This window comes from Flavobacterium sp. W20_MBD1_R3 (assembly GCF_052119725.1).
Classification (GTDB): Bacteria; Bacteroidota; Bacteroidia; order Flavobacteriales; family Flavobacteriaceae; genus Flavobacterium.
In genome coordinates this window covers 176,829-200,566 of the sequence record NZ_JBGQOR010000003.1, presented here as the reverse complement: position 1 = coordinate 200,566, position 23,738 = coordinate 176,829, and the positions used below count along the sequence as shown (strand labels likewise).

At 33.7% G+C, this 23,738-nt stretch carries 18 protein-coding genes; 6 read left to right on the top strand and 12 right to left on the bottom strand.

Annotated elements, in window-relative coordinates:
- Window positions 1-121: 121 nt before the first annotated feature.
- Both ACEN2F_RS06785 and ACEN2F_RS06780 read right to left on the bottom strand, forming a co-directional pair.
- On the bottom strand, window positions 122-2,572 hold the full coding sequence (locus tag ACEN2F_RS06785; protein WP_441737282.1) for a TonB-dependent receptor domain-containing protein: 2,451 nt from the start codon (window positions 2,570-2,572) through the stop codon (window positions 122-124).
- Between the two features lie 96 nt (window positions 2,573-2,668).
- Window positions 2,669-3,013 carry an arsenate reductase family protein gene (locus ACEN2F_RS06780; protein WP_441737280.1) on the bottom strand — a complete coding sequence of 115 codons (345 nt, stop codon included), beginning with the start codon at window positions 3,011-3,013 and terminating at the stop codon, window positions 2,669-2,671.
- A 103-nt stretch (window positions 3,014-3,116) separates the two neighbouring features.
- Between ACEN2F_RS06780 and ACEN2F_RS06775 the strand changes: the two genes are divergently transcribed.
- Complete coding sequence (locus tag ACEN2F_RS06775; protein WP_441737277.1) at window positions 3,117-4,031, top strand: CPBP family intramembrane glutamic endopeptidase; 915 nt, start codon at window positions 3,117-3,119, stop codon at window positions 4,029-4,031.
- 35 nt (window positions 4,032-4,066) lie between these two features.
- Window positions 4,067-5,116 (top strand): AMP-binding protein, encoded by a 1,050-nt coding sequence (locus tag ACEN2F_RS06770; RefSeq protein WP_441737274.1) that lies wholly within the window; start codon window positions 4,067-4,069, stop codon window positions 5,114-5,116.
- 72 nt (window positions 5,117-5,188) lie between these two features.
- Here ACEN2F_RS06770 and ACEN2F_RS06765 read toward each other — a convergent pair whose 3' ends face one another.
- The 3 genes from ACEN2F_RS06765 to lpxD all read right to left on the bottom strand — a co-directional run bounded on the left by ACEN2F_RS06765 (window position 5,189) and on the right by lpxD (window position 8,749).
- The gene (locus tag ACEN2F_RS06765; RefSeq protein ID WP_441737271.1) at window positions 5,189-5,821 is read right to left on the bottom strand and encodes a hypothetical protein; all 633 of its coding nucleotides are present in this window, start codon (window positions 5,819-5,821) and stop codon (window positions 5,189-5,191) included.
- Between the two features lie 147 nt (window positions 5,822-5,968).
- On the bottom strand, window positions 5,969-7,597 hold the full coding sequence (locus ACEN2F_RS06760; RefSeq protein WP_441737269.1) for an acyl-CoA carboxylase subunit beta: 1,629 nt from the start codon (window positions 7,595-7,597) through the stop codon (window positions 5,969-5,971).
- 150 nt (window positions 7,598-7,747) lie between these two features.
- A complete protein-coding gene (gene lpxD / locus ACEN2F_RS06755; RefSeq protein ID WP_441737267.1) occupies window positions 7,748-8,749 on the bottom strand; it encodes a UDP-3-O-(3-hydroxymyristoyl)glucosamine N-acyltransferase in 1,002 nt (333 codons plus the stop codon).
- A gap of 182 nt (window positions 8,750-8,931) precedes the next feature.
- Here lpxD and ACEN2F_RS06750 point away from each other — a divergent pair, with 182 nt between their 5' ends.
- The gene (locus ACEN2F_RS06750; protein ID WP_441737264.1) at window positions 8,932-9,843 is read left to right on the top strand and encodes a phospholipase A; all 912 of its coding nucleotides are present in this window, start codon (window positions 8,932-8,934) and stop codon (window positions 9,841-9,843) included.
- A 69-nt stretch (window positions 9,844-9,912) separates the two neighbouring features.
- Here ACEN2F_RS06750 and ACEN2F_RS06745 read toward each other — a convergent pair whose 3' ends face one another.
- The 4 genes from ACEN2F_RS06745 to prfB form a co-directional block, all read right to left on the bottom strand.
- Window positions 9,913-10,911 carry an NADP-dependent oxidoreductase gene (locus tag ACEN2F_RS06745; RefSeq protein ID WP_441737262.1) on the bottom strand — a complete coding sequence of 333 codons (999 nt, stop codon included), beginning with the start codon at window positions 10,909-10,911 and terminating at the stop codon, window positions 9,913-9,915.
- Window positions 10,912-11,025: 114 nt separating this feature from the next.
- Window positions 11,026-12,408: an NAD-dependent succinate-semialdehyde dehydrogenase gene (locus tag ACEN2F_RS06740; RefSeq protein WP_441737260.1), complete on the bottom strand. Its 1,383-nt coding sequence runs from the start codon at window positions 12,406-12,408 to the stop codon at window positions 11,026-11,028.
- A gap of 758 nt (window positions 12,409-13,166) precedes the next feature.
- A complete protein-coding gene (locus tag ACEN2F_RS06735) occupies window positions 13,167-13,865 on the bottom strand; it encodes an energy transducer TonB (protein WP_441737257.1) in 699 nt (232 codons plus the stop codon).
- A gap of 92 nt (window positions 13,866-13,957) precedes the next feature.
- Window positions 13,958-15,053 (bottom strand): peptide chain release factor 2 gene (gene prfB / locus ACEN2F_RS06730; protein ID WP_441737254.1). Its coding sequence is split into 2 segments (ribosomal slippage): window positions 13,958-14,989 and window positions 14,991-15,053, totalling 1,095 coding nucleotides; the frame shifts between segments, so codons are not numbered across the junction.
- 192 nt (window positions 15,054-15,245) lie between these two features.
- Between prfB and ACEN2F_RS06725 the strand changes: the two genes are divergently transcribed.
- Window positions 15,246-16,268: a threonine aldolase family protein gene (locus ACEN2F_RS06725; protein WP_441737251.1), complete on the top strand. Its 1,023-nt coding sequence runs from the start codon at window positions 15,246-15,248 to the stop codon at window positions 16,266-16,268.
- Between the two features lie 85 nt (window positions 16,269-16,353).
- On the opposite strand, the gene ACEN2F_RS06720 is transcribed toward ACEN2F_RS06725, so the two are convergent.
- A complete protein-coding gene (locus tag ACEN2F_RS06720; protein ID WP_441737248.1) occupies window positions 16,354-16,674 on the bottom strand; it encodes a YbaB/EbfC family nucleoid-associated protein in 321 nt (106 codons plus the stop codon).
- Window positions 16,675-16,743: 69 nt separating this feature from the next.
- Between ACEN2F_RS06720 and ACEN2F_RS06715 the strand changes: the two genes are divergently transcribed.
- On the top strand, window positions 16,744-18,879 hold the full coding sequence (locus ACEN2F_RS06715) for a S9 family peptidase (protein WP_441737245.1): 2,136 nt from the start codon (window positions 16,744-16,746) through the stop codon (window positions 18,877-18,879).
- Between the two features lie 68 nt (window positions 18,880-18,947).
- Window positions 18,948-19,988, top strand: coding sequence for a PLP-dependent cysteine synthase family protein (locus ACEN2F_RS06710; RefSeq protein ID WP_441737242.1), 1,041 nt, complete (start codon window positions 18,948-18,950; stop codon window positions 19,986-19,988).
- Window positions 19,989-20,073: 85 nt separating this feature from the next.
- Here the strand turns inward: ACEN2F_RS06710 and ACEN2F_RS06705 are convergent, their stop codons facing one another.
- A complete protein-coding gene (locus tag ACEN2F_RS06705) occupies window positions 20,074-22,146 on the bottom strand; it encodes a hypothetical protein (RefSeq protein ID WP_441737240.1) in 2,073 nt (690 codons plus the stop codon).
- A gap of 860 nt (window positions 22,147-23,006) precedes the next feature.
- Window positions 23,007-23,720 (bottom strand): YebC/PmpR family DNA-binding transcriptional regulator, encoded by a 714-nt coding sequence (locus ACEN2F_RS06700; protein WP_441737237.1) that lies wholly within the window; start codon window positions 23,718-23,720, stop codon window positions 23,007-23,009.
- Window positions 23,721-23,738: the final 18 nt, after the last annotated feature.

The following is a 23,738-nucleotide window of genomic DNA, read 5'->3' as shown; positions in this document are numbered from 1 at the left end:
CTGTTTGTTAAATAAAAAAAGGACTCCTGTAAAAGAGTCCTTTTTTTATGCCTATTATTTTTCATTGTACAAATAGATAAAACGAAAAAAAAGGGACTCTTTTACAGGAGTCCCTAAATTTTTATCCTTGATAATCGCCTTCGTTATCCCCTTGATTTCTTTTAGGTTGTTCTCTTTCGTTTTTAGGTTTGTTAAAACGATAGGTAAATGACAAGCTAAACTGTCTTACTCTCCATTGCATTTCACTGTAGGAGTTAGCAAATCCAGGAAGATTCGTTTCCATCATTCTTTTTCTGGAATTAAATACATCGCTGATGTTAAATGAAAGTGTTCCTTTTTCTTTTAAAATATCTTTACTGAACGCTAAGTTGGCACTAATAATTCCTAAACGTCTTCCTTGAGCACTTTTTTCAGGACCATTATACGTAGCATTGGTTTGCCAGTCAATTTTGTATGGCAACGAAACTTTTGAGGTGATTCTTGTAAACCAAGAAGTTGCTGTATTGTCAAAGTTTTGTGTAATTACTTTATTATTGAAATCAGTATAAACAAAATCTCCTTGTGTTTCATTTCTGAAGAAATTGAAATTTCCATTTAACTTCCACCATTTGTAAGGAGAATAGTTTAATGTAAATTCAAAACCAGCTCTGTATTCTGTGGCTAAATTGATTGGGGAGCTTATTGTTATTGGTATCCCGTTAACGAAATCTCCGGATTCTCTTCTTGCAAATTGAAAAACATCTGTTGTTTTGTTGACGTATAGGGATGTATTAAAAGTCACTTTTTCCCATCTTTTGATGTATCCAAAATCAATTGCATCAGAAAAAGCGGGATCCAAATCTGGATTTCCAACAAAAATATTTATGTTACTGGATAAGTTGCTGAACGGGTTCAACATTCTACCTCTTGGTCTTTGTATTCTTCGGCTGTAACTTATAGAAGCGCTGCTTTTATCTGATATTTCATAAGTAAAAAAGGCGCTTGGGAAAAAGTTATTGTACTTTTTAGTATTGTAATCATTAGTGGCCAATTGATTGATGTCAATATTTGAATCCTCAAAACGCATACCTAGCAACACCGAAAACTTATTGATTTTCATCCCATATTGAGTGTAAACCGCATTTATTTTCTCTTTATATTCTAAGGTGTTGGTAAAATTTTTATTGATGACTCCATCATTATCAACTTGATAATCCGTAAGTAATTCAGAAAAATCACCACGATATCCGGCTTCAAACTGACCGCCCTCTCCTATAGGCAACACATAATCCATTTGAAGTAAGTTTCTGCTTTGACTTTGGTTGTTGAGGGTGTTGTCAAATTTTACATCAGTAGTATTAGTAGCTCTATCAGTAATGACTGCAACTTCGAGATCCTCACTGGTCGAGAAGGACCCGTCTAGCGTTAATTTATGACCCTCTTTTTTGAATTTTTTAGTAAAATTAGTTGCAAATTCTACGTTTTCACTGTCACTGCTTTCTAAATTGATTCGGTTACGTGAATAATCAAAAGTGTTATCCACTTCATAATAATTTTGAAAAACATTATCTCGATTATCACCTTTATTTTTTCGGTAATTGAATGTATTGGTCCAAGTTGTAGTTTCATCTAAATACAATTCTATACCAAAATTCCCATTATATCCTTTGCTATATCGATCATTCTCTCTTGTTTCATTAACTATATTTTTGATGGAATTGTCCGCATTTAAATAATTAGTATTGGTAAGCGCATTTCCTGGACTATTTCGCTTATTGTATCCTTGTGTAGTAAAAAGGTTGAAATTTTTAGATTTATAATTTATAGTACCACTCAAACCGTTATTTTCGGGATCACCTGCAGTAGCAATAAAAGTTCCGTTCAGACCTAAATTTTTTCCCTTTTTCAAAATGATGTTTAATAAACCTCCACCACCTTCAGCATCATAGCGCGCTGATGGATTTGTGATTACCTCTACTTTTTCGATTGCATCAGCAGGAATTAATCGTAAAGCTTCAGCTATGTTAATTGCGTTTGACGGTCTTCCATCAATAAGAACGCGGACGTTTTCATTTCCGCGAAGGCTTATTTTTCCTTCAATGTCAACAGAAACAGATGGAATGTTGTCTAAAACATCGCTTACAGTTCCACCTCTTACCATTAGATCGGTTCCTACATTGTATACTTTTTTGTCTAATTTGATTTCGACGGTTGTTTTTTCAGATCGAATGACAACCTCATTCAACTGATTCGCATCTTCTTCTAGACTAATCAAACCTAAACTGGTACTTGATTTAAGATTTTTTTGCTTAATTTCATTTATTTTGAAAGAAATAAATTCGATATTGATATCGTAAACACCGGGATTAACATCAATTGAAAACTCTCCTTTTGGATTTGTTATTCCTCCAGCAACGGGCTTTGGATTGTTTGGATTCATGAATGTTACAGTAGCATATTCAAGGGGTTGTTTGCTGACTTTTTCGATTACTTTCCCAGAAATTCTTATCTTTTGGGTTGAGGCTTGCTGGGCAAAACTAAATAAGGTAGTAAAAAAGAGAATCAGAATTAAAACAGAATTTATTTTTTTCATTTTTAAAAAAACTTTGGTTACGACGTTTAGATTGCAAAAGTAGAATAAGGTTTAATTGTACAAATCACAAATAAATGTTAATTAAAAACTATGATTTTAAGAGATAAAGACTTCTACTTTTTGTAAATCTCTTCCTATTATTGCATTATTTCCCATAATAACAATAGGTCTTTCGATTAAAATAGGATGAGAGACCATTGTCTCGATAATCTGTTTGTCATTAAGTGAATTATCTTTGAAATTCTCTATCCAAATTTTTTCTTTTTGGCGTATCAATTCAATAGGTTTCATATTTAATTTTTGAAGAATCGTGGATAATTCTTCACAAGAAGGAGGATTTATCAAATAATGAATTACTTCAACGTCTTTTTTAGAGTTTTCAATAAGTGTAAGGCAATTTCTGGATTTTCCACATCGGGAATTATGGTATATTTGTATCATATTTTGTGTTTCGAAGAATGCAAATTGTAATTAAATAGTATGTAAAGTGCAACAAAAATAACATTTGTCATACTAATCAAGTATATAATTAAAGTAAAAATTCATGTTTATAGAACAAGGCATCAAACCAGAGAATACATTTTGGAAATATATAGGAGGATCAATAATAATTATTTTCGCTTCATTTTTAGGGCAAATTCCGCTTTTATTGGCTTTAGTTTCTGAAACATTTGCTACCGGAAAACCGTATCCTAATACAAATGAGGCAATAATGCGATTTTTTGAACCTAATTTGACTTTAGTCTTTGTACTCATTTCTTTTGTTTTTGTCATGGGTGGTATTGTATTGGTTGTTAAGTCGTTGCACCAGCAAACGATGCTTTCTGTAACCACTTCCAGAGATAAAGTAGACTGGAATCGTATCTTATTTTCATTCTTACTATGGGCTGCCTTTACAATTGTTTCCACGTTGCTGTTTTATTATTACAATCCAAGTGATTTTATAATCAATTTTAAACCTATTCCATTTGCAATTTTAGCGGTTATAGGTATTGCTCTTATTCCAATTCAAACCAGTTCTGAAGAATATATTTTTAGAGGTTATTTGATGCAGGGTTTTGCTAATCTTGCTAAAAACAAGTGGTTTCCATTGGTAATGACTTCCCTTATTTTTGGGGGAATGCATTGGTTTAATCCTGAAGTAACTAAAATTGGTCCTATTATCTTAGTGTATTATATAGGAACAGGTTTATTTCTCGGAATTATTACGCTAATGGACGAAGGAATGGAACTCGCTTTGGGATTTCATGCTGCTAATAATTTAGTTGGTGCATTGCTGGTCACATCAGATTGGTCTGCTTTTCAAACGCATTCAATATTCAAAGATATCTCTGATCCATCTGCAGGATTAGATGTTATTGTACCAGTTGTGCTTATTTACCCGCTTCTTTTATTTATCTTTAGTACAAAATACAACTGGACGAACTGGAAAGAGAAATTAACTGGTAAAATTCAGTAAGGAAATTTCGTCAATAATTTATAAAAATCATAAACATGGTCAAAACTATCACGTATCAGAATGTGCATAATTTATTCAAATTGAATGGCTATCATTTAAATCGAAATGATTTGTGTAGAGTAGCCTATAGCTTCATTAAAGAAGGGGAAGAATATGAGAAAGCTGTAGGTGATTTTATTTTGGATTGGTTTGATAACAAATCATATCTCGAAATGAATACTTCTGGTACAACCGGAGTACCAAAACTGATCCGAATTGAAAAACAAGCCATGGTAAATTCTGCCATTGCAACAGGAGATTTCTTTGATTTACAGCCCGGAGATAAAGCATTACATTGCTTGCCAACTAAATATATTGCTGGAAAAATGATGTTTGTAAGGAGTTTTATTCTGGGTCTTGATATTGATTTTGTAGCGCCAAGTTCAAATCCTTTGTTAAATAATGAAATCAAATATGATTTTGTTGCTATGGTTCCTTTGCAAGCTCAAAATTCATTGACTGCATTGAAGAATGTCAAAAAAATGATCGTTGGTGGAGCTAAAATGAATAAAACTCTTGAAAAAGGACTTTCTAAATTAAAAACTAAGGTTTATGAGACTTATGGAATGACGGAAACCATCACACATATTGCGGCAAAGCAAGTTGGTGAGGCGGCTTTCTCCTTGTTGCCCAATATAAAAATTACCAAAGATGAGCGGGATTGTCTAGTTATTGATGCCTCAAAAATAGCAGGTGAATCAATTGTGACCAACGATTTAGTTGAATTGATTGGAGATAATCAATTTGTTTTTTTAGGACGAATAGATAATGTTATAAATAGTGGAGGAATTAAACTAATTCCAGAAATAATTGAAGAAAAATTAGCAGATAAAATACATTCCAGATTTTTTGTCACTGCAAAACAGGATCTTGTTTTGGGCGAAAAATTAGTATTGATCATCGAGGGTGAAATACAATCAATAGCTGAAAATATTTTTGATGTTTTAGACAAATATGAGAAACCAAAAGAAGTTTTCTTTGTAGCAAAATTTGCCGAAACACAAAACGGCAAAATAAAACGCAAGGAAATTTTAGAAAGCATATAAATAAAATTCTGAAGAAAAGAATAAAGCATCCCTTACTAAACGTATGCTTTATTCTTTTTAACCAGTACTACATCAATTAATAAAGCGATAGTTTATTCGTAAACCAAGACTGTTTTCAGCATGACCACGAGCTAAAAATTGAGTGAAATCCATTGAGATTCCTATTTTGTTTTTTTTGGGTCCAATGCTTAAACGTTTTCCTAAATACAAGCCAGAACACAGTCCAAAGGGTTGTTCACTGGCATATTCAGAAATAAAACCAAGACCGATTTTAGGATCTTCATCTGAAAGTGCATAACCAATTCCTGATTCTACTCCCCAATACCAATTTCGATTTAAATAAAATTGAACATTAGGTTTAAGACTAAATAAACTAAAATTACTGCGTAATGCTCTTTCTTCTAAGGTGCTTTCCGGAGTTAGTATGCGGCTGTTTTTCTTGATAAATCGGTAATCATAATCGAACCGTATTCCAATTTCACCTTTTTTAGAAATTTTTTTTCCAAGTCGCGCATTAACACCAATTGCCAGTCTGTGACTACGGTACATCTGAATATGTACTGGTAACGATGCATTGATCCCTGATTCTAAGAACAAGGATCTCTTTTGAGTTTGTGGTGTATTACCATCTTTGTCGCTTTGTCCATAAACAAATGGACCTAGGAATAAAATAGCAGAAAGTAGTAAAATCAAAATCTTTTTCATTTTTTTAATTTTAAATAATTAAAATGAATTCGGTTAAGATTTTCAATGCGTTATATAACAATGGGGAGTGCGTTATAACTATTTATTCAGTATGAAATTATAGTTATAAAGATACAAAAATATATATAATTAGCTGTAAATCAGATATTAAACTTGAATGACTCCTAGGTTAAATTTTTTCTCAATCGGAGAATGATTAGCTGCTTCAATTCCCATTGAAATCCAAGTTCTAGTATCCAATGGATCAATTATGGCATCGGTCCATAATCGAGATGCGGCATAATATGGAGAAACTTGTTCGTCATATCGAGCTTTTATTTTATCAAATAATTCTTTTTCTTTTACTTCATCTACAAGTTCTCCTTTTGCTTTAAGCGAAGAAGCTTCAATTTGTGCCAATACTTTTGCGGCTTGTGTTCCGCCCATCACGGCTAATTCAGCACTTGGCCAAGCAAATATTAATCTGGGATCATACGCCTTTCCACACATAGCATAATTTCCAGCTCCGTATGAATTTCCTACGATAACTGTAAATTTAGGAACAACTGAATTAGATACAGCATTTACCATTTTAGCACCGTCTTTTATGATTCCGCCATGTTCTGATTTAGATCCTACCATAAATCCGGTAACATCTTGAACGAAGACTAATGGAATTTTTTTCTGGTTGCAATTGGCAATAAAACGAGTGGCTTTATCGGCACTATCGGAGTAGATTACGCCTCCAAATTGCATTTCTCCGCTTTTAGTTTTTACTACTTTTCGTTGGTTGGCAATTATTCCCACTGCCCAGCCGTCAATTCTGGCATAACCAGTAATAATTGTTTGACCATAACCATCTTTATAGGCTTCAAATTCAGAATTATCAACGAGACGATTGATGATTTCCATCATGTCATATTGTTCATTACGAGCTTTTGGTAACACTCCGTAGATTTCATTTTCGTCTAATGCGGGTTTTTCTGCTTTAATTCTGCTGAAACCTGCTTTATCAAAATCACCTATTTTATCAACTATATTTTTTATTTTATCTAATGCGTCTTTATCATCTTTAGCTTTGTAGTCCGTCACACCCGAAATTTCGCAATGTGTGGTTGCGCCTCCTAATGTTTCATTATCAATGCTTTCACCAATGGCGGCCTTCACTAAATAACTTCCTGCTAGGAAAATACTTCCTGTTTTTTCAACAATCAAAGCTTCATCGCTCATAATGGGCAAATACGCACCACCGGCAACACAACTTCCCATTACAGCCGCAATTTGGGTGATTCCCATACTACTCATTTGTGCATTATTTCTAAAAATGCGACCAAAATGTTCCTTGTCAGGAAAAATTTCATCTTGCAAAGGCAAGTAAACTCCAGCACTATCCACTAAATATATAATTGGCAGACGGTTTTCCATCGCAATTTCTTGCGCGCGTAAATTTTTCTTGGCGGTTATAGGAAACCAGGCACCTGCTTTTACGGTTGCATCATTGGCAACTACAATGCATTGTTTTCCTTTGATATATCCTATTTTTACTACAACGCCGCCAGAAGGGCAGCCACCGTGTTCTGCATACATTCCTTCACCTACAAACGCGCCAATTTCTATACATTTCGCTTTTGGATCTAACAAATAATCGATTCGCTCACGAGCGGTCATCTTACCTTCGTTATGTAGCTTTTGGATGCGTTTTTCTCCGCCGCCTAATTTAACGACACTAAATTTTTGTCGCAATGACGAAAGTAAAAGTTTATTGTGGTCTTCGTTTTTGTTGAAGTTCAAATCCATGTTAAAATGTGTTAAAAATAATTTTCGGCTAAAATACTAAATCGAATCAGATAAATTTTATTCGTTTAGAAAGAAAATGGTGTATATTTTGGTATAAAAACACAAAAACAGAATTTAGCTCCTGTTTTTTTATGAATCTGATAAAAAATATTATTTGTGCTTGGATTCATTTACGAGTCTTTTCAAAATTGCCCATTGTTTTAGTGCATCACGAGCCTCTACTGCTGGGTATCCTAACATGGTTTTTCCTGCGGGAATATCTCCTGTTACGCCGGAACCAGCACCTACAATGGCACCATCACCTATGGTTACGTGATCTTTTATAGAAGCGCTTCCGCCAATGATTACACCGTTTCCTAGAGTCACAGATCCCGCTAGCCCGCTGTTTCCAGCCATAATACAATATTTTCCCAATTTGCTGTTATGACCAATTTGAACTAAATTGTCAATCTTACAGCCATCTCCTAAAATAGTAGAACTAAATTTGCCTCTATCAACGCAGCTATTAGCACCAATTTCAACATTATTACCTATGATGACGTTCCCAATTTGCGGAATTTTCACCAACCCTCTTTGTGGATCAGGTCTAAAGCCAAACCCATCAGCTCCTATAGTTGCATTGGGATGCAAAATGCAATCATTTCCAATATGACATCGTTCTCTAATAACGGTTCCAGACCAGATTACAGTGTTTTCGCCAATGGTACACTCATCCAAAATAGTCACATTTGGATAAATGGTGGCGTGGTGACCAATGACAACTTGTGGTCCAATGTAACTTCCTGCGCCAATGCGGGCACCATTGCCAATTGTGGACGTAGGATCAATCATGGCATTGGGGTGAATGTCTACCGTAAATAATGGTGTAGGAGGGGCAAAAAGCTCTAATACTTGTGACATGGCTAAATCAGCATTTTTAACTTTTATAAAAGCTCTGTTTTCTCCCGGTTCTATTGCTATATCTTCATTTACTACCGCAGCACAAGCATTGGAAGTAAGCCATAATTTTTCATATTTTTTATTTCCAATGAATGAAATTTCAGAGGAAGTGGCCAACTCTAATTGTTCTGGAGCTGTAATCTCTTGTGTTGTATTCCCTATAATGTCTCCATTTAGAATCTCGTTAATTTCTTGTATGGTGTAAGATTTCATAACGTATTGATTGGATTTTCTTGTTTAATAATTCTCAAATAAAAGAATTTAGCGTTGAAATTCCTAATCTTAATTTTTTCTTTAACACGAATAAAAGAGGTATTTATGTAAATTATGAAACGAATTATGTAACATAATCAACGACCCTTGGCGTACATTTGCCCTATTATAATCTATTTGTTATGAAATTACTTCAGATAAAATTATCCTTTTTACTAGTTTTATTCTTTTGTTTTATTGCTAATGCCCAAGTTCAGGCTCTATTTAACAGTAAAACACAGCTTCGAGATTTGACGGAACGTTGGGAATTAGATACTACTTCTATTAGAGGGACTTTTTTAGTTACTCCTTACAAGCCAATGTATGTTTTACCGGTCCGCTGGTCTAATAATCCTAATGAACGTCCTATTTCAGGAAATATAGATCCAGATTATGTTGCTCCGCTAGGGGTTGATTACAACAATATTGAGTCTAAATTCCAGTTGAGCTTCAAAACAAAAGTCTTGCAGGGTATCTTTTGGGGTCATGGCGATTTATGGGTGGCATACACACAAATATCGCATTGGCAAATTTATAACAATGCGCTTTCTAGACCTTTCAGGGAGGTCAATTATGAACCAGAACTTATTCTGAATATTCCTGTTAAATTTAATTTATTTGGTTTTAAAACCCGAATGATTGGAGTGGCTTTTAACCACCAGTCCAATGGTAAAAGTGAGCCTTTTTCCAGAAGTTGGAATAGGGTCATCTTACATGCAGGATTAGAACGAAAGAATTGGACTATTTATGTCAGACCTTGGTTTCGTATTCCTTCCGAGAAGGATGATAATCCAGATATTTCGGAGTATGTTGGACGTGGGGATGTGAATGTAATTTATACCAAAAACAGCAATATATTTTCTTTTATTGGGAGTCATAATTTAAACTTTAATTCAAAAGCAAGAGGGAATTCCTCTTTTTCTTGGTCTTATCCCATTAAAAATAATCTTAAGGGTTATTTATTGGTTTCGCACGGATATGGAGAAACATTGATTGACTATAATAATTTACAAACCACAATAGGAGTTGGGGTTTCCTTAATTGAATGGTTGTAATTAATTGCAAACAAAAAGCCGATACTGACCTAATAGTATCGGCTTATTTGTATTTATTTGATGCTATTTTTATGCTTTAACAATCATTTTTCCTTTATTTTCTCCTTTAAACAGACCAAGTAAAGCCGCTGGTAATTGATCAAAACCCTCTATTATTGTTTCTGTGAATTTTAATTTTCCTTCATTTACCCATTTTGATAAATGAGCAATTCCTTCGGGAAATTCTTTTTGGAAATTATTGATGATAAAACCTTGCATTAGTACACTTCTCGTTAGTAACATAGGTTGAATTCGGGGTCCCATTGGAATTTCAGTGCTGTTGTACAAAGAAATTTGCCCACATAAAGCAATTCTAGCATGAAAATTTAGGTTTTGAATAACGGCATCAGAAATAATGCCACCCACATTGTCAAAATAAACGTCAACTCCATTTGGACATAAATTAGCTATTGCGGTATTTATGTTGGTGGTAGTTTTGTAGTTGATGACTGCATCATAACCAAATTCTTCTTTTAGCATTGTTGCTTTTTCATCTGAACCAGCAATTCCTATCACACGTGCTCCTTGGATTTTTGCGATTTGGCCAACAGTAATTCCTACGGCTCCTGCTGCTCCTGAAACCACTACAGTCTCACCTGCTTTTGGTTTTCCAATGTGCATTAGACCAAAATAGGCGGTAAGTCCAGTCATTCCTAAAATTCCTAAATAATACGTCAGGGATTCTACCGTTGATTCTACCTTTTGCAAATTTTTATCGGAAGCAATCATTTTTTCGCTCCAAGGCAAAGCTCCCAAAACTACATCTCCTGTTTTAAAGAGATCCGATTTGGATTCTAGAACAGTGGCGAGAACACCGCCCTCTATTGCTTTGTTTAATTCAAATTCAGGAACATAAGATTTTCCTTCGTTCATTCGCCCACGCATATAAGGATCTACGGAATAATACATTCCTTGTAGCAGTACTTCTCCTTGTTGTAATGTGTCTAATTCTGTATTTTCAAATCTAAAATCATTCAATACAGGAGTCCCGTTTGGTCTAGCTGCTAATACGATTTGTTTTGTTGTCATAATATTTTATTTTTTAAAAGTGAGTCATGTAAATAATATAAATGCCAAAGCCTATCTATTCTACTACTTTAAAATTGGTAATAGAATAGATAGGCCTTAGCTAATTATTATTTTCTAGAACGGATCAGATAATCCACTGATACGAATTAATTTTTTATTTACAAATTCATGAATTCCTATTTCAGATAGTTCTCTACCGTAACCAGAACCTTTGGTTCCTCCAAAAGGTAAGTCAGTTTGTGTCCAAGTTGGGTGATTGATAAATACCATTCCAGAATCAATTTGATCTGCAATACGTTTTCCACGTTCAATATCTTGTGTAAAGATGGAACCACCTAAACCAAAATCAGAATCATTTGCCAATACAATTGCTGCTGCTTCATCTTTTACTCTGTAGAAAGAGGAAACGGGTCCAAACAACTCTTCATGATAAGCAGGTATTTTAGGGTTTAAATCTGTTAAAATGGTAGGCTCCATAAAGGCTCCCGGTCCATCTACGCGTTTACCACCTAATAAAACGGTAGCTCCTGCTGCAACGGATCTTTCAACTTGATCTAGTAAGTGTAGTAAAGCTTCTTCACTACTTAAAGGACCTAATTCTGTATTTGGATCCATTGGATCACCTACTTTTAATTGTGCTAACTTGGCGGTATATTTTTCAATAAATTCATCAGCAACAGCTTCTACAGCAATAATTCTTTTTGAGGCAATGCAACTTTGACCGTTATTGTTCATTCTACCTACCACGGCCCAGTCAACAGTTTTATCAATATCTGCATCTTCTAGAACAATAAAGGCATCGTTACCACCTAGTTCTAAAACTGATTTTTTAAGATTTTTACCAGCTTCTGCAGCTAAACTAGCACCAGCGGCTTCACTACCAGTTAGTGAAACACCTTTGATTCTTTTGTCAGAAACAATGGCTGAAGCTCTTTTTCCTGAGATCAACAAATTAGTATACAACCCAACTGGTGCTTGTGCTTCTTTGAATAAATCTTCAATAGCAATTGCACATTGAGGAACCATAGAGGCATGTTTTAGTAAAATAGTATTTCCTACCATCATGTTAGGTGCTATGAAACGCGCTACCTGATAAAAGGGAAAATTCCAAGGCTGAACTCCAAGTAAAACTCCTATTGGACTTGATCTAACAAATGCTTCACCTAATTCAGGCTCTAATTTTTTATCAGCTAAAAAGGTTTCGCCATTTTTAGCGTAATATTCTAAGATATTTGCACTTAACTCTACTTCACCCTCTGCTTGAGCATAGAGTTTTCCCATTTCAAGAGTAATTAAAGTAGCTAAAGCTGTTTTTTTCTCTCTCATCAAAGCGGCAACTTTATTTAAAACAGCTGCTCTTTCAGGATAGGATGTTTTTTTCCACAATTGAAAAGTACTTTCAGATTGTGCAATGGCTTGTTCTACTTGTGCATCCGTCATTTCGTCAAATGATTTCACGACTTGATTAGTAGCCGGATTCGTTGTTTGTATAGACATAATTTAATGTATTAAAAAGATTAATATTTTGGCTTCTGCCAAAAGTAATTTGTAATGCAAAACACACTGTTTTGACATTAACGGTATTCAAGAATAATTAAGAGGATTTTCCAAATCAGATTTTTATAAATAAAATTTTTCCGATTTGTAGTACTAATTATTGAGTCACAAAGATAAAAATAGAGTAGGGATTAAGACTTACATAATTTCCACATTAACTTTTATTTGTGCGTGTCGTTAACATTTTCAATAGCCGTGCTTATTTATTGTACTTTCAATTTTACGCAATGATCGATGCTGTTGATTTTGCAGTGTAACCAAATTTTTAGGAATAAATAACAGCAAAAAAAGTATTGGATGTAATTAGTTTCTAAATTATAATTTTCAGAGGTTTGTGTGATTCTGTTTAGCGAGATTGTATCTAGAACAAGAAATTATAGAATTAAATACGGTTTTCAATACACGTCACTTTGAATGCAAGTTGTATCCAGAGTTTTGTTCCTTTATTGGCTACAAAAAAAAACACTTGAATTAACGTTTTGAATATTTATAATTACCAAGTTAAAACAGCTTTAACCTATTTGAGGCAACTGCTTTTATAATTTGATAAAAACAACTAATAGTAGCAATTAGTATCAGCAGCACTATTTAATAGTTTGTATGGATGTGGGTCACTCTAAATCGATTGTGATAATTGGCAAACCATTGCTGCACAATGAGTTGCTTTACTTGAAAGAAAATAATTTTTAGAAAGTTACTTATTTTACAGTAAGGGGTAAGCCAAATTTTACACTTGCAATTTCGCCATCTATTTTGCCGGGAAGCCATTTTGGACTATGAAATAATACTCTTAAAGCTTCTACATTCATGTCATAATTGAGTCCTTCAACGATTTTAAAATCAGTTAAAGTTCCATCTTTTTCAACAGTAAATGTTATTTTAATTTGGCCTTTGGCGCTGTTTGGAGATTTGAAGTTTTGTGCTATATATTTATAAAAAGCATTTATTCCTCCCGGGAATTCAGGTTTGGTATAATAAGGGAAAAAATCAATTTCGGTTCCGTTTTCATCAAAGCATTTCCCGTCAACAAATTTGTTATTTTTAAAATTTTCAGAACGTTTTATCTGACCGTTTTCATAATAGCGCGTTTGGACGCCTTCTTGTTTACCTTTACTATATAAAGCTAACGTTTTTTTAGCGCCATTTTGATACCAACTTTCGGATGTGCCGTTTATAATTCGTTTTTTATAATTTGAGAATTGATCTTTGGAATAAAGGGAATTATCAATGTAATATGATGTTCGCAATGTTCCCTCTTGATTCTCTTCGTATATAGTGTAGTAAAAGGCATTGACGGCAGATGGTAGTTCTTTGAAATCTTCTGTAAAATATACTTTTTTCTGTGCATAAAATGTTAGAGAGAATAACAAAGCGAATACTATAAGTAAATTTTTCATGGATACAAGATTTTCTTTGGATAAAAGTAATAAAAAAATCCTACAATATAGATGCTTTCTTACTGTAGGATTTTTTTATTACGAGGCTAGATTTATTCTTCTTTTTGTCCCATCATCATCAGATAGGCTTTTAGGAATTCATCAATTTCCCCATTCATCACTCCGTCAACATTACTGGTTTCATAACCGGTACGAACATCTTTGACTAATTTATAGGGTTGCATTACATAATTTCTGATTTGCGAACCCCATTCTATTTTCATTTTTCCGGCTTCGATATCCGCACGTTGTGCCTGTTTCTTTTTTAACTCAATTTCGTACAATTGAGAGCGTAACATTTGCATAGCACGTTGCCTGTTGTCTTGTTGCGAACGTGTTTCGGAACATTGTATTTGAATTCCGGTTGGTTTATGAAACAATTGTACTTTAGTTTCTACCTTATTTACATTTTGTCCTCCTGCGCCGCTGGATCGCGAAGTCGTAATCTCGATGTCAGCAGGATTTATGTCAATTTCGATACTGTCATCTACCAATGGATACACGTAGACGGAAGCAAAAGATGTGTGACGCTTGGCGTTAGAGTCAAAAGGGGAAATACGAACTAGTCGATGTACGCCATTTTCGCCTTTTAAATATCCAAAAGAATAATCACCTTCAAATTCGAGTGTTACGGTTTTTATACCCGCAGCTTCTCCTTTCTGGAAATTCAGCTCTTTTATTTTGTAACCATATTTTTCTCCCCACATCATGTACATGCGCATCAACATTTCAGCCCAATCACAACTTTCTGTACCTCCAGCACCAGCGGTTATTTGGATCACAGCACTCAAAGTATCTCCTTCATCTGAAAGCATATTTTTGAATTCAATTGCTTCAATATGCGCTTGGGTGGCAATGTAATGCTCGTCTAATTCTTCTGAGGTGAGTTCGCCTTCTTTGTAAAAATCATAAGCAAGTTGCAATTCGTCGGTCATTTCGATTGCTTTATTGTAATCCTCGATCCATTTTTTCTTGTTACGAAGGTTTTTTACAATAAGCTCAGCCTCTTTTGGATTGTTCCAAAAGTTTGGTGCAAACGTTTTCTCCTCTTCATTTGAAATCTCAATTAATTTGGCATCAACGTCAAAGATACCTCCTCAACGCACCAAGACGCTCTACAATACCTTTAATTTGTTCGGTAGTTGTCATAAAATTATATTATTTTGATTGGTCTTTTTTTTATATTTATCAAATTTGCTCTTCTGTTTTACAATTAGTGTAGTTTTAACGCAACTAGTTGGAATAAACAAACGGTATTGTGTAAATTTGTGGCACAAAAATAGAAAAATTTTATGAAGGGACAATTAGCGAATTGTCCGTACTGAAAATAAAAATAATTATATGGAAATAAATTTAGTTAGCGATACCATTACAAAACCTTCACGTGAAATGCTGGTTTATATGTTAAATGCTGAAGTAGGAGATGATGTTTACAAACAAGATCCTACGGTTATTGCTCTTGAAGCTAAAGTTGCTGAAATTTTTGGGATGGAAGCAGGACTTTTTTTCCCGTCAGGAACAATGGCAAACCAAACGGCGATAAAATTACATACGCAACCTGGAGAACAATTGATTGCCGACAAATATGCGCACGTTTATCATTACGAAGGTGGGGGTGTTTCCTTTAATAGCGGGGTTTCTTGTTGCTTATTAGACGGAAATCGCGGTATGATTACTGCTGAACAAGTGGCAGGAGCTATAAATGATCCAGAGTTTTACCACAGTCCGCTAACGAGTTTAGTTTGTGTAGAAAACACCACAAATAAAGGGGGTGGTGCCTGTTATGAGTTGGAAGATTTACAAGAAATAAAAAAGGTTTGTGATGCGAACAATTTAAAATTCCACATGGATGGTGCTCGGATTTGGAATGCTTTGGTAGCAAAAAATCAAGATCCTAAAGCATTTGGAAAATTATTTGACACGATTTCAGTTTGTCTATCTAAAGGATTAGGAGCGCCAATTGGTTCAGTTTTGTTGGCTGATAAAGCTACGATCCACAGAGCGTTGCGTATTCGAAAATTATTTGGTGGTGGAATGCGACAGGTTGGTTATTTGGCCGCAGCCGGAATTTATGCTTTGGATCATAACATAGAACGTCTTTCTGACGATCATAGAAGAGCAAAAGAAATTGCCGAAGTTTTGAAAAAAGTAAGCTGGGTTGCATCAGTAGAGCCAGTTGAAACTAATATTTTGATCTTTTCATTGGTTCCAAGTTGCATTGAAAAGAATTTAATTGAATTATTAAAACAAAAAAACATTTTAATTAGTTCCATGGGTCATGGAAAATTAAGAATTGTAACGCATCTCGATTACAAAGAGGTGATGCATACTTATGTATTAGAAACGCTGCAAAAGTTAGTGTAATTTTGTCTTTAAAATTTATTTAATGTTTAAGGTTTAACGATTTTATCGTGATTAATAAACGTTAAACCTTAAACGTTAAACTTTTTTATTTAAACAAATCTTCCATGCCGGGAATCATTGGCATATCCATTTTGGTTACAGCATCCAGTTCGATTTGGTTTACATTTGTCGCTTTTTCAATCGCTTTATTCATTACTAAAATTATGTAATCTTCTAATTGCTCTTTATCTTCTAGTAAGGAGTCATCAATAGTGATTGATTTTAAAGTTCTATTAGCCGTAAAGGTAACTTTCAATAAACCATCAGTACTTTGTTCATCAATAAGAACCGTGTCCAAACGTTTTTTTGTGTCTTCTATTTTTTGTTGGGTTTCTTTTAGTTTACCCATCATTCCCATTAAATCCATGTTTTAATTTTTTAAATTACTTTATTGACAAAATTACTATATTGCATAGTCAAAATCAATAAAATATTCATGAAAAATAAACTCATCCTAAGTTGTCTTTGTGTTATTTTTGCAGCATCAAATACTAAAATTAAAGCACAGCAAATGTTAAAAAATATTCCTACTCCAGTAGCTAAAATAATTCCAAAAACGTTAGAAAAACATAACCAAAAACGGATAGACAACTATTTCTGGTTAAATGATAGAGAAAATCCGGAAGTTATTGATTATTTGACTCAGGAAAATAATTATTATGATGCGATGACTGCGGATTCGAAAGATTTTCAGAAAGAGTTGTACGAAGAAATGAAAGCCCGTATCAAGGAAGACGATCAATCGGTTCCCTATTTATACAACGGGTATTATTATATTACCCGTTTCGAAACTGGTAAAGATTACCCTATTTATTCCAGAAAAAAAGGAAATCTTGCTGCAACTGAGGAAATTTTATTCAACTGCAATGACTTGGCAAAAGACCAATCATACTTTCAATTGGGAGGTTTAAGTGTGAGTCTAGACAATAAATTTGCGAGTTTTGGAATCGACACTGTAGGAAGACGAATTTATACAATACAATTTAAAAATCTTGAAACAGGAGAAATTCTTTCGGATAAGATTGAAAATGCTACCGGTAGTTCGGTTTGGGCAAATGATAATAAAACGATTTTTTATACCAGACAGGATGAGGTTACGTTGCGCTCTGATAAAGTTTTCAAACATAAATTAGCCACAAATTCAGCTGATGATGTACTAGTTTTTAATGAAAAAGATGATACCTTCAATGTTTCAGTAGGAAAAGAGAAATCCAAAAAATACATAGTAATAGGTTCTGGAAGTACTTTAACAACAGAATATAGAATTTTGAATTCCGATACACCCGATGGTGAATTTGTTGTTTTCCAACCAAGAGTTCGCGGATTAGAATACAGTATTTCTCATTTTGGGGATTCTTTTTATATCATGACTAATAAGGATAAAGCAACTAACTTCAAGTTGATGAAAACTCCTGAGAACGCTACTGCAAAAGAAAATTGGAAGGATTTAATTCCACATCGCAGAGAAGTATTACTGGAAGACATTGAGATTTTTAGCAATTATCTTGTTGTAGAAGAACGTTCTAATGGTTTGAATCACATTCGCATCATGCCTTGGAGTGGGGAAGGGGAATATTATTTGCCTTTTGGGAGCGAAACGTATAGTGCTTACACCACAACAAATGTTGATTTTGATACCGATATTTTACGTTATAGTTACCAATCAATGGCCACACCATCTTCGGTTATTGATTTTAACATGAAAACTAAGGAGAAAGAAATCAAGAAAGAGCAGCAAGTTCTTGGTGGCAAATTTGATAAAAATAATTATATAGAAGAGCGTATATGGGCCACAGCTACTGATGGTACTCAAGTACCCATTTCAGTGGTTTACAAAAAAGGATTGAAAAAAGACGGCAATAATCCGCTATTGCTTTATGCGTATGGTTCTTATGGTGTGACTATGGATGCTCACTTTTCGTCGACACGTTTATCAATCTTGGATCGCGGATTTATTTTTGCAATAGCGCATATTCGAGGAGGTGAGGACTTGGGAAGAGAATGGTATGAAAACGGAAAATTGTTAAAAAAGAAAAATACTTTTACCGATTTTATTGATTGTTCCAAATATTTAATTCAGCAAAAATATACTTCACCAGAACATTTGTATGCTGAAGGAGGATCAGCTGGGGGTTTGTTAATGGGAGCAGTAGTTAATATGGCACCAGAATTATACAATGGAGTGATTGCTCAGGTTCCTTTTGTGGATGTAATCACCACTATGCTTGATGACACGATTCCGCTAACAACAGGAGAATATGATGAGTGGGGAAATCCAAATGAGAAAAAATCGTATGAATATATGCTGTCCTATTCTCCTTATGATAATGTTAAAGCTCAAAATTATCCTAATATGTTTGTCTCTACCGGACTGCATGATTCTCAAGTACAGTATTGGGAACCGGCAAAATGGGTTGCAAAACTGAGAACTCAAAAAACAAATAATACCGTTTTATATTTGAATACGAACATGGATGCTGGTCATGGTGGTGCTTCCGGTCGATTTGAAGCTTTAAAGGAATTAGCAAAAGAATTTAGTTTTTTATTAAATTTAGAAGGAATTAAAAACTAGAATGATTTTTTTGTTAAGTTTGGGCCTTCATGGTTTACTTAAATATTGGTGCAACTAACTATTTTTTTATGGAAAGAAAAATAAACGCTTACAATAATGTCTTAGAACTAATTGGAAATACGCCACTTATTAAACTCAACAAAGTTACGGAAGGAATAGAAGGTTCTTTCTATGCTAAAGTAGAAGCTTTTAATCCGGGACATTCCTCAAAAGATAGAATAGCATTGCACATAATAGAAGAGGCAGAAAAAAAAGGTATTTTATCTCCCGGTGATACCATTATTGAAACCACTTCCGGTAATACTGGTTTTAGTTTAGCAATGGTAAGTATTATCAAAGGATATAGCTGCATTCTGGCTGTTAGCTCTAAATCATCTAAAGACAAAATAGACATGCTTCGCAGTATGGGTGCCAAAGTATATGTTTGTCCCGCACACGTATCTGCTGACGATGAACGGTCTTATTATAACGTAGCCAAACGGCTTCACGAAGAGACGAAAGGCTCCGTTTATATCAATCAATATTTCAATCAGTTAAATGTTGATGCACATTATAAATCTACAGGTCCTGAAATTTGGAAACAGACTAACGGAACAATTACACATTTAGTTGCATGCAGTGGGACTGGAGGAACTATTTCAGGTACAGCAAAATACTTAAAAGAACAAAATCCAAACATTAGAATTCTTGGAGTGGATGCTTTTGGATCGGTATTAAAAAAATATCATGAAACCAGAGAATTCGACAAGAATGAAATTTATCCGTACCGAATAGAAGGTCTGGGTAAAAACTTAATTCCATCAGCAACAGATTTTGATAGTATTGATAAATTCGTCAAAGTAACTGACGAACAAAGTGCTCATGCTGCGCGAGAAATTACTAAGAAAGAGGGTTTGTTTGTAGGATACACATCAGGAGCGGTTTTACAAGCAATTAAGCAATACGCCGATGAAGGCGAGTTTGATGCTGAAAGTGTTGTTATTGCTATATTTCCAGATCATGGTTCGAGGTATATGAGTAAGGTATTTAGCGATGATTGGATGAATGAACAAGGCTTTTTTGATAGCATAAACCAAGAAGATGTTCAAAAAGTCGAAATGATAAAATAAGATAAAAAGTACTATTAAAAAAAGTCCCATTTGCAATAGCAAATGGGACTTTTTTTATTAAATATACGAAAGTGCCAATTTTACTTTAATCCAATAATTCAGGAGTAGTAAGGATCAATTCAATTTTTTTGATTGTAATTGTGATTTGGCTCATTTGTAATTCTATATTTCTAAAAAAGAGACTAATATCTCTATTGACCCAACTTTCAGAAATGACTCTGGCGCCCAAACTAATTCTTAAAATAGCACTTTCAATCTCAGTAGTATATTTTACATTAACTGCTTGACCAATATGGCATTTTTGAGCTGCAAGGCGAATAATTTCTAAAGACGAACCTTCAAATTGATCCGATAAATCAGAGTTTAGTAATGTGTATAATTTTTTTACCTTATCCACAGTTAAGACCTTATTATCTTGGAAAATAAAGAAAGGAAAAATAGTTCGGATATTTCGTATTCCAAATTCTTTACTGCTATAACTCTTGGTTTTTGTTTCATCGCCATAAATAGGCTGCAAAAAAGTAGCTTCTTTTATGGAATCATCAACAAAATTACAAAACATCTCAATACCCATATTTCGATATAAAATAGGTGTTTTGTAATACCTGTCCATTTCAACAACGGCTGAATTCCATCGCATATAAGAACCATAGTTATAGCCATCTGATAATTCATTAGAACAATATAATGAAGTTGGCCAATCAGAGCGATTGTAATATTGATTTAAACCTTTAGGTAGGGTGTTTTTTGCAGAATGAATTAATTTATTAACATTTTTAGGTAGTATTAATGCACCACAATAGGGAGGCCCAGTGAAGAATTTACTTCCCGTTATGGTAACTATATATCCTTTATTTAAATAATTTTGTATGTCTTTTGGGTCTAGTCTAAGCTGCGAGCCATCTACAATAATCTGAATAGATAAATTTTCAAGAGTATTTAATTTTTTAATTAATTCATCACTTGGAGATTGATATCCTAATTTTGATTGGTCCATCGCATGCAATACGATGTGCCTGTCCAGGTTTCTGGTTCTGGCAACGGCATCAAAAACTTCATTGTCCAATTGCTTAGAAGATTTCAATACACCATCTTGATCTCTAAACGGGATTTTAATTAAATCAACGTCTCTAAAACCTTCAATTTTAGTGTCTTTTTTAATAGGATAATTTAAAGCAGTAGTATTTTCAAAATGACATCCTTTCAGGGCTGCAGCAACGCCACTACCAGTTTCATCTGATGCTACTAAAATATGCGTAATTTCCTTGTCTGAAATAATTTGCGTTATGGCTGCAATTTGCAGTGATGAATCAGTTCCTGACGGGGAGAAAATTATTTCACATTCATCACTTAATTTAAATGTTTTTCTAAGGTTATTTTTTAGTAATTCGGAAAACTCTATCGTACTATTTTTAAAACCATTTTTCAAGCTGTTTCGAATTAATATACTTCTCACTTTATCTGTTTTATCGAAAGCAAAGTTTGAAACACTGGTTGCCGTTGATGAGGCAAAAGTAAATGCATCAGGTCTAGGGAATGGACGACAACCATATTTGTTTAGCAAATGAATTTCGTCAATATTTAATCTAAGATCGCCTCCGGACATCAATAAGTATTCCGTTGGTTTTGCTAAATTATTAACAATAGATTTCCAAGAATCTTTGAATTCAGTGTTCGAATTTTTTAAACCATGAAAAGATTGCAGTTCTTCATTTTTTACAGAAGATTCCGTGTTTAAATAAGTGTCATTTTTAATTAAATTAATTAAAAGATAATCAAGATCTTCTAATTTTTCTTTATCGTCTTTAGGCAATAAATTATAAAAAATTCGAATCACTTCAAGTGCTGCGATATCGCACAAAACAGCATCTTTTTTTTCATTATTTAAAGCCTTGTACCACAGTTGCCATTCAATACCATATCTTAAGTAAACTAATGCTAAAATAGGTTTATTCAAAAAAGAAGAACCAATTATTATCGCTTTATTAGGTACAATTTTGAAAATAGAAGGCTCCGTGGTTGACGTAATAATATTGATGTTATTGACCTTTGGTACGGTATTAAATCTTTTTAAAATGCGAACTAAATAGTTTACATTTTCTTTTTCAAATAAACTGGTTCTTTTATATTGATTTTCAATTAGAATGTTGTTTGTCATATATGTTATATTTAATGCGTTCCTTAGAACGATATTCTAGATTTGGATATTTAGCTAATTAACTACATCATTCTTTTACTAATTGCATTTTGTAGATAATCGTTATAAAAGCCAATTTTTATTTGTATTAAATGATAAATTTGTATGTTTAAAACAATTATAAACCCAATAATTTGCTTTATCACTTGTTTTTTTTGGTTTCGTATTTATCAGAAAGTAGGCAAAGATAAGCAACTTGGTATCAGGAAAAAAGACATTAAAAAATACTCCTTTGCTAAATCACTTTCTTTTAATTGGATTCTGTCATTTTAATGGTATTTGTAATACAATATAACATTTTTTATCTTTTAAAAGACAGAACATTTTGGGTATTGATTTTATTTCTTTAAAATTATGAATAATGTGAAAATTATTAGGACTGAATCAGTTAGTCGTCTGTTTTAATAAAGTTCCTAACTTTCTGCCACAGATTTCATAAATTTTAACGGATTACTCAGCCGTGCAGCCTTAAATTTTTTCGCTAAAGATTACAGCTATGCACAGATTATGACCTTCTGTAGTTTAAAACATTTTCATCTTGCCAATCTGTGTTAAAGACCTTTTTTAATAATTGTTATAGTGGATTTTTCTGAGTTCTATTAACTGTTCTTAAATTTGGTTTTTAAGAGGAAAATCAAACCAATATGGCAAAAACGGTATTTGATGAATGCATTTCATTTGTACCTACCACACACTTTTTGCTACTATAAAATTATCTTGAGTTGACTTTAAACAAGAAATATCAAGGGTTTATTTCATAACTATTTAAACAAAAAAACTCCAGCCGAAGCTAGAGTTTTTATATCTAATTGAGAAAAGTGCTATGCTTCTTCCATAGTATGATATACGTTCATAACATCATCATCTTCTTCCATTTTTTCTATTAACTTTTCTACATCGGCCATTTCAGCTTCCGATAATTTTTTAGTAATTTGGGGTATTCTTTCAAATCCGGAAGAAAGGATTTCCAATCCTCTGTTTTCTAATTCTTTCTGGATGGTTCCAAAACTTCCAAAAGGCGCGTAAATCAATATGCCGTCCTCATCTTCAAAAACTTCTTCTGCACCAAAATCTATTAATTCTAATTCTAGTTCTTCTGGATCAAGTCCGTTTGCCGGAATTCTGAAATTACAAGTGTGATCAAACATAAATTCAACCGAACCTTGCGTTCCCAATGTGCCGTTGCATTTGTTAAAATGACTTCTGACATTAGCTACTGTTCTGTTATTATTATCCGTAGCAGTTTCAACCAGAATTGCAATTCCATGAGGCGCATATCCCTCAAATAAAACCTCTTTATAGTTAGCCGTATCCTTGTCGGTAGCTTTTTTAATGGCGCGTTCCACATTTTCTTTAGGCATATTCACTGCCTTAGAGTTTTGGATCACGGCTCTTAATCTGGAATTGGCATCAGGATTTGGTCCGCCTTCCTTTACCGCCATTACAATATCTTTTCCTATTCTGGTAAATGCTTTGGCCATTGCAGACCAACGTTTCATTTTTCTTCCTTTTCTAAACTCAAACGCTCTTCCCATTTCTTTTTCTTATTTTGA

Bases quoted from the DNA above. Each gene is read 5' to 3' on its own strand.
- ACEN2F_RS06710 (WP_441737242.1), top strand. From the start codon at position 18,948: ATGGAAAGAAAAATAAACGCTTACAATAATGTCTTAGAACTAATTGGA.
- ACEN2F_RS06725 (WP_441737251.1), top strand. From the start codon at position 15,246: ATGGAAATAAATTTAGTTAGCGATACCATTACAAAACCTTCACGTGAA.
- ACEN2F_RS06760 (WP_441737269.1), bottom strand. From the start codon at position 7,597: ATGGATTTGAACTTCAACAAAAACGAAGACCACAATAAACTTTTACTT.
- ACEN2F_RS06770 (WP_441737274.1), top strand. From the start codon at position 4,067: ATGGTCAAAACTATCACGTATCAGAATGTGCATAATTTATTCAAATTG.
- ACEN2F_RS06705 (WP_441737240.1), bottom strand. From the start codon at position 22,146: ATGACAAACAACATTCTAATTGAAAATCAATATAAAAGAACCAGTTTA.
- ACEN2F_RS06700 (WP_441737237.1), bottom strand. From the start codon at position 23,720: ATGGGAAGAGCGTTTGAGTTTAGAAAAGGAAGAAAAATGAAACGTTGG.
- ACEN2F_RS06720 (WP_441737248.1), bottom strand. From the start codon at position 16,674: ATGGATTTAATGGGAATGATGGGTAAACTAAAAGAAACCCAACAAAAA.
- ACEN2F_RS06765 (WP_441737271.1), bottom strand. From the start codon at position 5,821: ATGAAAAAGATTTTGATTTTACTACTTTCTGCTATTTTATTCCTAGGT.
- ACEN2F_RS06785 (WP_441737282.1), bottom strand. From the start codon at position 2,572: ATGAAAAAAATAAATTCTGTTTTAATTCTGATTCTCTTTTTTACTACC.
- ACEN2F_RS06735 (WP_441737257.1), bottom strand. From the start codon at position 13,865: ATGAAAAATTTACTTATAGTATTCGCTTTGTTATTCTCTCTAACATTT.
- ACEN2F_RS06780 (WP_441737280.1), bottom strand. From the start codon at position 3,013: ATGATACAAATATACCATAATTCCCGATGTGGAAAATCCAGAAATTGC.
- lpxD (WP_441737267.1), bottom strand. From the start codon at position 8,749: ATGAAATCTTACACCATACAAGAAATTAACGAGATTCTAAATGGAGAC.
- ACEN2F_RS06750 (WP_441737264.1), top strand. From the start codon at position 8,932: ATGAAATTACTTCAGATAAAATTATCCTTTTTACTAGTTTTATTCTTT.
- ACEN2F_RS06745 (WP_441737262.1), bottom strand. From the start codon at position 10,911: ATGACAACAAAACAAATCGTATTAGCAGCTAGACCAAACGGGACTCCT.
- ACEN2F_RS06715 (WP_441737245.1), top strand. From the start codon at position 16,744: ATGAAAAATAAACTCATCCTAAGTTGTCTTTGTGTTATTTTTGCAGCA.
- ACEN2F_RS06775 (WP_441737277.1), top strand. From the start codon at position 3,117: ATGTTTATAGAACAAGGCATCAAACCAGAGAATACATTTTGGAAATAT.
- ACEN2F_RS06740 (WP_441737260.1), bottom strand. From the start codon at position 12,408: ATGTCTATACAAACAACGAATCCGGCTACTAATCAAGTCGTGAAATCA.